Source organism: Kineococcus anabasis, assembly GCF_054590795.1.
The window spans coordinates 290106-301361 of the sequence record NZ_BAAIHU010000006.1 but is presented as its reverse complement, the minus strand read 5'-3'; the positions used below and the strand labels follow the sequence as shown (position 1 = coordinate 301361).

Below are 11256 nucleotides of genomic sequence, written 5' to 3'. Positions count from 1 at the left end.
GGGGTCAGTGCTTGCGGACGGCGTCGTGCGTGGCGCTGGCCGCCGTGGCCGCCGCCGACTTGCCCTTCTTGACGGCGCGCTTCTCCTTCAGGCTCTTGCCGGACTTCTTCGCCGCGCTCTGGCGGGGGGACTTGTCCATGGGGAACTCCTCGCCTTCCCGGGCGGCTGTGCCGTCCGGGGTGGCTGTCGTGGTGCACCGTCCGCACACCGTCCCGCCCGGGAAGGACGTCTCCTGACGACGCCGGGCGCTGGGGACGGGACGCGGAGCATCCCGTGCGGCAGATCCGCCAGCCTAGCCGCCGGGAGGGCCGGGGGGTACCACCGTGCCGGGGGCCGTCCCGGGGGCCGTCCCGGGGGCCGTCCCGGGGGCGATCCGGCCGACCACGCACCCGCCCGGCACCGGCCACCGGGCCGCCGTGTCCGGCGCGGCGCCTAGGATCCGGGCATGGCCGGCCGCATCCACCCCGACGACCTGGCGGCCGTCAAGGACACGGTGCGCATCGAGGAGGTCGTCGGTGCGCACGTCGCCCTGAAGTCCGCGGGCGTCGGCTCCCTGAAGGGCCTGTGCCCCTTCCACGAGGAGCGCAGCCCCAGCTTCAACGTCCGCCCGCACGTGGGCCGCTGGCACTGCTTCGGCTGCGGGGAGGGCGGGGACGCGATCAACTTCGTGCAGCGCGTCGAGGGCCTCTCCTTCGTGGAGGCCGTGGAGCGCCTCGCCGCGACCGCCGGCATCACCCTGCGCTACCTCGACGACGGCGGCGCGCGGGCCCAGCGCCCGCAGGTGCCGGGCGGGCAGCGCCAGCGGCTGCTGGAGGCCCACCGCGTCGCGGCGGAGTTCTACTCCGAGCAGCTCCAGGGCGCCGGGGACGCCGACGCCGGCCGCCGCTTCCTCGCCGGGCGCGGCTTCAGCCGCGAGGAGTCCGCCCGCTTCGGCCTGGGTTTCGCCCCGCGCGAGGGGGAGGTGCTGCTGCGGCACCTGCGCGGCCGCGGCTTCACCGAGGACGAGCTCGTCACCTCCGGCCTCGCCGGCCGCTCCCAGCACGGGCGCCTCTACGACCGCTTCCGCGGCCGCCTGCTGTGGCCGATCCGCGACGTCACCGGCGCCGTCATCGGTTTCGGGGCGCGCCGCCTCTTCGACGACGACCGCATCGAGGCCAAGTACCTCAACAGCCCCGAGACGCCCGTCTACAAGAAGTCCCAGGTGCTCTACGGCGTCGACCTCGCCCGCAAGGAGATCGCCCGCAGGCGCCAGCTCGTCGTCGTGGAGGGCTACACCGACGTCATGGCGTGCCACCTCGCGGGGGTGCCGACCGCCGTGGCGACGTGCGGCACCGCGTTCGGGGAGGAGCACGTGCGCACCGCCCGCCGGCTCCTCGGCGCCGAGGCCGGCGCGGAGGTCGTGTTCACCTTCGACGGCGACGAGGCCGGGCAGAAGGCGGCCCTGCGGGCCTTCGAGCTGGACCAGCGCTTCGCCACCGGCACCTACGTGGCCGTCGAGCCGGGCGGCATGGACCCGTGCGACCTGCGGCTGGCCGCGGGCGACGCGGCCGTCGCCTCCCTCGTGGCCGGGCGCGTGCCGCTGTTCGAGTTCGCGATCCGCTCGACGCTGGCGCGCTACGACGTGGACTCCGAGGCGGGGCGCCTGGCCGCGCTGGACGCCGCCGCCCCGATCGTGGCGAAGGTGCGCGACAGCGGCCTGCGGCAGCGCTACGCCGTCCAGCTGGACCGCTGGCTCGGGATCATGGACGAGCGGTTCGTGCTCCAGCGGGTCGCGCAGGCCGCCCGCTCCGCGTCCGCCGGCGAGCAGCCCGCCGCTCCCGCCGCGGCCCCCTCCCGCGCCCCGGTGACCCGGCTGGACCCGCGCGACCCCGTCGTGCGGCTGGAGCAGCAGGTCCTGGCGTGCGCGCTGCAGCACCCCCAGCTCGTCGCGGGCTCCTTCGACGAGCTGCCCACCGGCACGTTCGTGGTGCCCGCCCACGCCGCCGTGCACGACGCCGTCACCGCGGCCGGCGGCACGGGCGAGGCACCCGCGGCCGGCTCGGACTGGGTGGACCGGGTGCTGGAGCACGCGGGGGAGACCGTGGCCTCCCTCGTCCACGAGCTGGCCGTCACGGACCTGCCCGTGGACGACGCGTACCAGCTGGAGCGCTGGGCCACCTCCGTCGTCGCCGCGCTCGCCGCGGAGGCGCTGACCCGCGCCGTCGCGGACGTGCGCCGGCGCCTGCAGCGCCTCGACCCGGCCGCCGACGCCGAGGCGTACACCGAGGCGTTCGCGGAGCTCATGCGGCTGGAGGCGCAGCGCCGGGCGTGGCGGGAGCGGGGCCTCGGGTCCTGACCGCGGGTGCCGGCCACGGGGTCGCGCACGGCCCGGCGCGGATGCACCCGCCTCCTGCTGGGCTGATAAGGTGAACGTGCTCGGGCCGCCGGGGGAACCACCCGGCGGCGGGAGTGCAGTGATCCCGCCTAGCTCAATTGGCAGAGCAGCCGGCTGTTAACCGGCAGGTTATTGGTTCGAGTCCAATGGCGGGAGCTTCCACGGGGGGGGGGGGGGGGGGGGGGGGGGGNCCCCCCCCCCCCCCCCCCCCCGTGTCGTCTGCGTCCCGACCGGCCAGGAGGTGTGGTGCCCCGCTCCAGGACCCCGCGCCGCGCCGGCACGGGCCTGCGCGGTGCGCTCCCCGCCGTGCTCGTGCCGCTCCTGCTCGGCTTCCTCGTGTTCCTCCTCCTCGACGGCGGCGACGAGGAGGCCCCCCGCGGCGAGCCGGGCACCGCACTGGCCGCCGTCGGGCAGCTCACCGTCAAGGGCCGCGCCCCCCGCACCGGCTACTCCCGCGAGGAGTTCGGCAGCGGCTGGCTCGACACCGACGGCAACGGCTGCGACACCCGCAACGACATCCTGCGCCGCGACCTCGACGAGGTGCGCACCCGCACCGACGACCCCTGCATCGTGCAGGAGGGCGTCCTGCGCGACCCGTACAGCGGGCGGACCATCGAGTTCCGCCGCGGCCAGGGCACCAGCGACGACGTGCAGGTCGACCACGTCGTCGCGCTGTCCGACGCCTGGCAGAAGGGCGCCCAGCAGTGGGACGACACCCGGCGGGAGGCGTTCGCCAACGACCCCCTGGAGCTGCTCGCCGTGGACGGCCCGCTCAACCAGGCCAAGGGCGACGGCGACACCGCGACGTGGCTGCCCCCGCGCAACCGCTGCCTCTACGTCGCCCGCCAGGTCGCGGTGAAGCTGCGCTACGAGCTGTGGGTCACCGCCGCAGAGCGCGACGCGATGGTGGACGTGCTCTCGGACTGCCCGCAGGAGCCGCTGCCGCAGGCGGCGTGAGGGGGGACCACCGCGCGGGGCGGCGCGGGTAGGGTCGCCCTCGTCGCCCGGCCGCGCCGGGTGTGGGGCGGTAGCTCAGCCGGTCAGAGCAGCGGACTCATAATCCGTCGGTCGTGGGTTCGAGCCCCACCCGCCCTACCAGCATCTCCGCGAGGCGGTGGCTCCTGGCGGCGGCCGCCGCGCCCGGCGTGCGAGGCACGTCCGGCCCGGGGACCCGGCCGTTCGTCTCCGTCCGGGGTCGACGGCGCGCCAGCATGGTCCCGTGGTGACGGTGTCGCGGGACCCGGCGGTCGACGGTGGGCGGGTCGTGTACGTGGTGGTGGAGGAGCCGGCCACCCGGGCGACCGCGCAGCGGGTGTGCGCGGCGGTCCTCGACGTCCTGCGCCCGGTCGCGGGCCGGGTCCTCGTGGAAGCGCTCAGCGACTTCCGCCTGGAGCTGCCGGACGAGGTGCGGCGGGCGCAGGTCGACATCCGGGTTCCGCACGTGCGATCCGGCCCGCAGCGCAGCACCTCGCCCTCGGAACTGGACCCGGCCGAGGAACTCCACTGGCGGCCCCTGCGCGTCTACGCGGGCTGGGCGCGGGCGGTGCGGGTCCTCGATCCGGCCGGGCGCGTCCTCGGGGAGTTCGCCGACGCGGGGTCGAGGGTGACCGCTGCGCTCACGACCGCCGAGGCGACCGACGTGGCCGCGGCCATCACCCCGCTGACGCTGGAACCCCTCACCCCGGCGAACCGCGCACGCCTCGAGGTGCGCCGGCGGCGGACGCGGCACCGCCGGTTCGAGCGGGCACGCCGCACCCGGCAGGCGATGGCCGAGGCGCGGGCGCACTCCGTCGGGTACGCCCCGCCGCCCCCGCCCCCGCACGCGGCGGACGGCTACCGCGTCCGCGCCACCGCCCGTCTCGAACCGGTCGCCGGCCACGAGCGTCTGCGGGTGCTGCTGACCCTGGCCGCCGCGCCGGACGGCCCGCCACCGTCCGACACGGACGAGCTGGAGTCCTTCGCCCGCGGCGTGTTCGACGTGAGCCTGCACTTCCGCTCGCCCGGCGATCCGCTGCGCGGCGACACACACCCCGTGGAGGTGCACTCCGGTCACGCGCGACTGGTCGCGGGAGGACTCGTCCTCGTCGCCATCGCCCAGGAGAACACCCCCGCCACGTCGCCGTGGGTGAGGCCCCTGGAGGGGGCGGAGCCGGTCGGCACCGTCCCGGACAGCCCGGTCTTCGAGCGGGTGACCCTCGACGGTGAACCGCGGGGCGAGGGGTCGGCCGGGTGCCGCGCCGCCTCCGACGGCTGGCGGTTCCTCGTGGAGCGCGCCGGCGAGGGCACGGTCGAGGTCCGGGCTCCTGTCGTCGACCACCGTGCGGACCCCTCCCGGGAGCCGGCGCACCTGCTCGGCCACGTCACCGTGACGGTCACGCTGTCGAGGCGCTGACGCCGGCTCCGTTGCCGCGCCGGGGGCCCCGGGCCTAACCTCGCCGCATGGCGGCGAGGCGGTCGGACCTCGGGGTGGGGGCGGTGGCCACGCTCGTCCTCGCCGCATCCGCGGCCCTGCTGTTCGCCGTGGCGGACGCGGTCGCGCACCTGCACCCCGGCGCCGACGCCCCGTTCGTGATCCTGTGGCTCCTCGGCTGGACGCTCCTGGCGTGGGCGGTGCTCGTCGGCGGGCTCGTCGCGGTCCGGCTCCTCCACCGGCTCCTCGCCTGGCGGGGCCCGGCGTGGTCGGAGGTGCTGCCCCTCGTCGCGGGCGCCGCCGTCGTCGTCACCGTGATCTGCACCCACCCCCTGTGGGGGAGCGGCTCCGCCCGGGGCTGACGTGCCCCGGCCCCGGCCGCCCGGCGGCCCGGGCGCCTCGCGGCGTCAGCTCCCCAGGACCCCGCGGGTGACGGTGCTCTGCTCGAGCAGGACCTCGCGGATGACGTCCTGGATCCCGTTGATGCGCTGCACGACGTGGTCGATGTCGGCCAGCGCGGAGACCATGCTGGCGGCGCCGGCCTGGATGGCGGCGACCTGCGAGCCGACCTCCCCGGTGGCGCGCGCGGTCTCCTGCGCCAGTTCCTTGACCTCGCTGGCCACGACCGCGAAGCCCTTGCCGGCCTCACCGGCGCGGGCGGCCTCGATGGTGGCGTTGAGCGCGAGCAGGTTCGTCTGCTCGGCGATGCCGTTGATGACCTTGACGACCTTGCCGATCTCCGCGCTGCTCGTCGCGAGGCGGGCGACGAGGTCGTTGGCGGCCGCGGTGAGGTTCTGGGCCTCGCCGGCCACGACCGCGGCCTGCTCCACGTTGCCCTGCACCTCGCCGATGGAGGCGACGAGCTGGTGCCCGGCGTCGGCCAGGCGCGCGGTCCCGGCGGCGCGCTCCATGGCCTGGGAGACCAGGAAGGCGGTGTTGCGCAGCGCGTCGCGGCGGCCCTCGGACAGGGTGAGGGTCTCGGTGGCGAAGAAGTCCATGGTGCCCACGACCTGACCCTGCACGAGCAGCGGGAGGCACACCCCGGACCTCACCCCGACGCGCTGGGCGGCGGGTGCGCGCACGCAGTCGGTGACCTGCGCCAGGTCGGCGACGAACACGAGGTCGCGGGAGCGCCAGGCGCGCCCGGAGAGGCCGACGCCCTCGCGGAAGGAGGCGGCCAGGGTGACCTGGCGGAACTCCTGCCCGGCGCTGCCGGACTCCAGGACGAACTTCAGCGCCCGCTCGGCCGGGTCGACCGCCCAGTAGGAGCCGTAGGCCCAGCCGAACTCCCGGCGGATGGCGTCTAGGGCGGTGGAGGCCGCCTCGTCCACGGTCCGGGTCGTGGCCAGCTCGCGCAGCACGCTGTTCACGGCGGCGATGTCGCGGGCGGCGGCGGTCTGCCGCTCGGCCTCGCGGATGCGGGCGAGGGCCTGGGAGACGAGGAGGCCCACGGCGCGCAGGGCGGCGAGGCGCTGCGGGGAGGGGCTGAGGGTCTCGGTGGCGAAGAAGTCCATCGTGCCGACGACGCGCCCGTCCTCCAGCAGGGGGAAGCACACCCCGGACCTCACCCCGACGCGCTGGGCGGCGGGTGCGCGCACGCAGTCGGTGACCTGGCCCAGGTCGGGCACGAACACGAGGTCGCGGGAGCGCCACGCCCGCCCGGACAGGCCCACGCCCTCGGCGAAGGAGGCGGCCAGGGTGACGGTGCGGAACTCCTGCCCGGCGTCGCCGGACTCCTGGGCGAACCGCAGCACCTTCGCGTCCTCGTCGGTGGCCCAGTAGGAGCCGTAGGCCCAGCCGAACGCGCTGCGCACGGCGTCCAGGGCTGCGCCGACGGCGGCCCGGGAGGTGCGCGCCGTCGCCAGGGCGCCCAGGACGGAGGTGACGGCCTCGACGTCCGCCTGCGCCTCCAGCACCGAGGTGCCCCCTGCCTGCACTGCATCGCGGCGGTGTCCCCAGCGCTTCACGGCGTCCTCGCTCCCAGGGCGCAGGGTGCGCCGTGCTGGAGCCATCGACACGGCCCGCGGAGATCTTGAGCCGGGCGGGTCCGGGGCCCTGGATCCCCGGGGATGCCGGCGCGGCCGCCCCCGCGCGCGCCGCCGCGCCGCGGCGGCGATGCTGGAGCCGGCCCGCAGCCGACCTGCGGCCGGGGAGAGGGGTGCGCATGCCGTCGCCGGGGGAAGCGCTGGAGCAGCTCGGGTTCCTGACCATCGGCTCGTTCGACCCGCAGGACCCGGGGCCGGGTCACGAGAGCACGCTGGCCGTGGTCGAGCTGGGGGAGCGGCTGGGGTTCGACAGCGCCTGGGTGCGGCACCGGCACCTGCAGCACGGCATCTCCTCCCCGGTGGCGGTGCTGGCCGCGGCCACCCAGCGCACCCGGCGCATCGAGCTGGGCACCGCGGTGACGCCGCTGGGGTGGGAGAACCCGCTGCGCCTCGCCGAGGACCTCGCGACGGTGGACGTGCTGTCCGGGGGCCGCCTCAACCCGGGGTTCAGCGTCGGGCCGCCGGTGCACCTGGAACACGTCGCGGCGTCGCTGTACCCGGGGACCGCGGACGCGGAGGACTTCGGCTACGGGCGGCTGCTGCGGCTGCTGGCCCTGCTGCGCGGGGAGCCGGCGAGCACGTTCTCCGGCACGGAGGGGATCGAGACGTGGTCCGAGCGCGTGCAGCCGCACTCGCCGGGCCTGGCGGGGCGCGTCTGGTACGGCGGCGCGAGCCTGCGCTCGGCCCGCTGGGTGGGGGAGCAGGGCCTGAACCTGCTGACGTCCAGCGTCGTGAAGGCGGAGGGACCCGGCGGGGAGGGACCGTGGGACTTCGCCGCGATCCAGGCCGCGCAGCTGCGGGAGTTCCGGGCCGCGCACCCGGCGGGGCAGGCGGCCCGCGCCTCGCAGGGGCTGGTGGTGCTGCCGACGGACACCGCCACGGCCGAGCAGCGGCAGCGGTACGCCGCCTACGCCGCGGCACGGCTGCCGCGCACCACGTCGCCCCAGGGCCCGGCACGCCTGCTGTTCGCCCCCGACCTGGTGGGGACGTCCGGGGAGATCGCCGCGGCGCTGTCCGCGCACGCGGGGTTCCGCGAGGTGCGCGAGGCGGTGTTCGCGCTGCCGTTCGGGTTCGCCCACGAGGACTACGTGCAGCTCCTCACCGACACCGCGACCCGGCTCGGCCCGGCGCTGGGCTGGGCGCCCCGCCGCTGAGGGGCCGCCGGCGCACGACGGCGCACCGCCCGGCTCCGCGTGTGCGGCGCCGGGCGGTGCTGGTCCCCCCCGCTCACGACCCCCCGTGGTGCCGGCCGCTCAGGTGGTGCCGCCCGTCGTCTGCCGCGACCCCGCGCTGTCGCGGACGTCGATGACCTGGGGGGCGTCGGCGCGCCGGAGCCTGCCGCGGGTCTCGGCGATCTCCTCCTCGCGCTCCGCCGCGAGCTGCTGCGTGAGCGCGGCACCCGCCGCGGCGTCCCGGGTGAGGTTCTCCCCGGTGCGGGGGTCGAACACGTGCAGCTTGCGCAGGTCGACCCACATGTCGGCGTCGCGGCCCTCCCGGATCCGGCTGGCCGCGTCGATCTTCACGACGGCCTGGGTCCGGAGCTGGTCGCTGTCCAGCTCCTGCGACAGCTCCCGCAGCCGGTCGCGGACCTCCGGCTCGGCGTCGAAGGGCAGGTAGGCGTACTGGGCGTCCCCGAGCCACTCGGTGAAGTCGATGCGCGCCCGGAACGTGGTGCCCGCGGGGCGCTTGGCGTCGTCCACCAGGGAGGCGTCCTCGAAGTACTCGGGGCGGATGCCCACGAGCAGCAGGTCCCGGCCGGCCACCGCGTCGGCGCGCTCCCCGGTCAGGGGGATCTGCCCGAAGGGCGTGTCCAGGGCGTCGCCGTGCACCCGGGCGGGCAGGAAGTTCATCGGCGGCGAGCCGATGAACCCCGCGACGAACAGGTTGACGGGCTGGTCGTACAGCTCCCGCGGCGAGGCGACCTGCTGCAGGACGCCCTTGCGCAGCACCGCCACCCGGTCCCCGAGGGTCATGGCCTCGGTCTGGTCGTGGGTGACGTACACGGTGGTCGTCCCCAGGCGCCGCTGCATGCGCGAGATCTCGCTGCGCATCTGGCCGCGGAGCTTGGCGTCCAGGTTGGACAGCGGCTCGTCGAAGAGGAACGCGTCGGCCTGCCGGACGATGGCCCGGCCCATCGCGACGCGCTGGCGCTGCCCGCCCGAGAGCTGCGCAGGCTTGCGCTCCAGCAGCTCACCGAGCTCCAGCAGCCCGGCGGCCTCGTCGACGCGCTGCTGGACCTCCCGCTCGGGCACGCCCTTCTTCAGCCGCAGCGGGAAGGCGATGTTCTCCCGGACGGACAGGTGCGGGTAGAGGGCGTAGTTCTGGAACACCATGGAGAGGTTCCGGTCGCGCGGCGCCTTCTCGTTGACGCGCCTGCCGTCGATGCGCAGCTCTCCGTCGGTGATGTCCTCCAGGCCGACGATCATCCGCAGGAGGGTCGACTTCCCGCACCCGGAGGGGCCGACGAGGATCACGAACTCGCCGTCGGCGATGTTGAGGCTGACGTCGTTCACCCCCCGGAACCCGTTGGGGTACTCCTTGACGAGGTGGTCGATGTCGATCGCTGCCATGGGTTCAGCCCTTCACTGCGCCGTTGGTGAGCCCCGCCACGATCTTCTGCTGGAAGAGCAGGACGAGGATGATCACAGGGATGGTCACCAGGACCGACGCCGCGGCGATGGGGGCGGTCGGCTGGGAGAACTGGCTCGCGCCGCTGAAGAAGGCCAGCGCCGCGGGCACGGGTCGTGCGGCCTCGGTGGAGGTCAGGGTGATGCCGAAGACGAAGTCGTTCCAGATGGCGAAGAACGTCAGGATGGCCGCCGTGAACACGCCCGGTGCGGCCAGCGGGACGATGACCTTGCGGAACGCCTGCCAGGCGGTGGCGCCGTCGACCTGGGCGGCCTGCTCCATCTCCCAGGGGATCTCCCGGAAGAACGCCGACAGCACGTACACCGACAGCGGGATGGAGAAGGACAGGTAGGGGATGATGAGGCCCAGCCACGTGTCGTACAGGCCGATGTTCCGCCACAGGTTGAACAGCGGCGTGGCGATGGAGATGATCGGGAACACCGTGATCGCCAGCGCCGTGCCCAGCAGGATGCGCTTGCCGGGGAACTCCAGACGCGCGACGGCGTAGGCCGCGAGGGTGGCGATGACCACCGAGATCGTCGTGGCGATGAGCGCGATCCCCGCGGAGTTGCGCAGCGCCGTGAGGAACAGGTCGGAGGACAGGACGATCCGGTAGTTCTCCAGGCTGAACTGGGTCGGCCAGAAGCGCTTGTTGCCGATGTCGTCGCCGGCCTTGAGGGACAGCGAGATGATCCACAGCACCGGGACCAGCGCGTAGGCGATGACCAGGGCCGAGCCCAGCGCCCACAGCACCTGGCTCCTGCGCTGTCCCGACGGAGCGCGCTTGGCGGCCTTCGGTGGCACCGGGGCCGCGGGCGCCTCTCTCTCGAGCGTCGCCATGGTCAGCCCTTCCTCTGCGACAGGTTGGTCTTGAAGCCCTTCACGAACATCACGGCGATGAGGACCACCAGGACGGCGAGGATCACGCTCACCGCCGAGCCGAGCCCGATCTGGACGCGGGAGATGGTCTGCCGGTAGGCGAGGAACGACAGGGTCTCCGTGCCCTGCGCGCCCTGCGTCATGATGAAGACGTTGTCGAAGATGCGGAAGGCGTCGAGGGTGCGGAACAGCAGGGCGACCATGATCGCTGCCTTCATGTTCGGCATGATGACGCGGCGGAAGCGCTGCCAGGCCGTGGCGCCGTCCACCTTGGCGGCCTCCAGGTAGTCCTCCGGGATCTGCGCGAGCCCCGCCAGGAGCAGCAGCGACAGGAACGGCGTGGTCTTCCAGATCTCCGACAGGCAGATCACCACGAGCGAGGGCACCGTCTCGCCGAACCAGTTGTAGTCCCCGAGCCCGACGAGCGGGTTGACGAAGCCGTAGGCCGGCGCGAAGGCGTACTGCCAGGCGTACGCGGAGACGACGGTGATGATGCCGTAGGGGATCAGGATCGCGGTGCGCAGCGTGCGCCGCAGGAACAGCGCCCGGTGCATGACCATCGCGAGGGCGAAGCCGATGACGAACTCCACCGCGACGGTCACGACGGTGATGGCCGCGGTGACGCCGAACTGCCGCCAGAACAGGCCGTCGCTGAGGATCATCGCGTAGTTGCGGAACCACACGAACTCCCGGGCGTCGGGGGCCGTGAGGCGGTAGTCGAACAGCGAGAGCCAGATCGCGTTGAGGATGGGGTAGCCGGTGACGGCCACCATCAGGACGAGGGCGGGGCCGGCGAGGAGGAGGCCGAGACGGCGCTCGTGCCTCGTGCGGTCGCTCACCTTCGGGCGCCTGCCGGGGGCGCCCTGGACCTGGTCGTGGACCTCGCCGGAGGCCGCGGGAACCGTGGTGCTCACCAGACC

General features: G+C 74.7%; 10 protein-coding genes and 2 tRNA genes. 7 read left to right on the top strand and 5 right to left on the bottom strand.

The genetic code is table 11. The features are described 5' to 3' along the window. Positions 1-4 precede the first annotated feature (4 nt). Positions 5-139, bottom strand: coding sequence for a hypothetical protein (locus tag ACYQBY_RS10200; protein WP_459643739.1), 135 nt, complete (start codon positions 137-139; stop codon positions 5-7). Between the two features lie 306 nt (positions 140-445). Between ACYQBY_RS10200 and dnaG the strand changes: the two genes are divergently transcribed. The 6 genes from dnaG to ACYQBY_RS10170 all read left to right on the top strand — a co-directional run bounded on the left by dnaG (position 446) and on the right by ACYQBY_RS10170 (position 5146). Then, positions 446-2335 carry a DNA primase gene (gene dnaG / locus ACYQBY_RS10195; RefSeq protein ID WP_459643738.1) on the top strand — a complete coding sequence of 630 codons (1890 nt, stop codon included), beginning with the start codon at positions 446-448 and terminating at the stop codon, positions 2333-2335. A gap of 122 nt (positions 2336-2457) precedes the next feature. Then, positions 2458-2530 (top strand) — tRNA-Asn (locus ACYQBY_RS10190). A 90-nt stretch (positions 2531-2620) separates the two neighbouring features. Continuing rightward, entirely contained in the window at positions 2621-3331 is a 711-nt protein-coding gene (locus ACYQBY_RS10185) for an HNH endonuclease family protein (RefSeq protein WP_459643737.1), read from the top strand. A 64-nt stretch (positions 3332-3395) separates the two neighbouring features. Further along, positions 3396-3472 (top strand) — tRNA-Ile (locus tag ACYQBY_RS10180). A 124-nt stretch (positions 3473-3596) separates the two neighbouring features. Then, entirely contained in the window at positions 3597-4766 is a 1170-nt protein-coding gene (locus ACYQBY_RS10175) for a hypothetical protein (protein ID WP_459643736.1), read from the top strand. Between the two features lie 47 nt (positions 4767-4813). Next, the gene (locus ACYQBY_RS10170) at positions 4814-5146 is read left to right on the top strand and encodes a hypothetical protein (protein ID WP_459643735.1); all 333 of its coding nucleotides are present in this window, start codon (positions 4814-4816) and stop codon (positions 5144-5146) included. Positions 5147-5191: 45 nt separating this feature from the next. Here ACYQBY_RS10170 and ACYQBY_RS10165 read toward each other — a convergent pair whose 3' ends face one another. Beyond that, positions 5192-6751, bottom strand: a complete 1560-nt coding sequence (locus ACYQBY_RS10165; protein ID WP_459643734.1) for a GAF domain-containing protein — start codon at positions 6749-6751, stop codon at positions 5192-5194. A gap of 197 nt (positions 6752-6948) precedes the next feature. Here ACYQBY_RS10165 and ACYQBY_RS10160 point away from each other — a divergent pair, with 197 nt between their 5' ends. Further along, positions 6949-7983 (top strand): LLM class flavin-dependent oxidoreductase, encoded by a 1035-nt coding sequence (locus ACYQBY_RS10160; protein WP_459643733.1) that lies wholly within the window; start codon positions 6949-6951, stop codon positions 7981-7983. A gap of 99 nt (positions 7984-8082) precedes the next feature. Here the strand turns inward: ACYQBY_RS10160 and ACYQBY_RS10155 are convergent, their stop codons facing one another. From ACYQBY_RS10155 to ACYQBY_RS10145, 3 genes are read right to left on the bottom strand one after another with little or no spacing between them, the layout of a single operon-like run. Then, on the bottom strand, positions 8083-9399 hold the full coding sequence (locus tag ACYQBY_RS10155) for an ABC transporter ATP-binding protein (RefSeq protein WP_459643732.1): 1317 nt from the start codon (positions 9397-9399) through the stop codon (positions 8083-8085). 4 nt (positions 9400-9403) lie between these two features. Further along, the gene (locus ACYQBY_RS10150; protein ID WP_459643731.1) at positions 9404-10297 is read right to left on the bottom strand and encodes a carbohydrate ABC transporter permease; all 894 of its coding nucleotides are present in this window, start codon (positions 10295-10297) and stop codon (positions 9404-9406) included. A 2-nt stretch (positions 10298-10299) separates the two neighbouring features. Continuing rightward, positions 10300-11253 carry a carbohydrate ABC transporter permease gene (locus ACYQBY_RS10145; protein ID WP_459643863.1) on the bottom strand — a complete coding sequence of 318 codons (954 nt, stop codon included), beginning with the start codon at positions 11251-11253 and terminating at the stop codon, positions 10300-10302. Positions 11254-11256 lie beyond the last annotated feature (3 nt).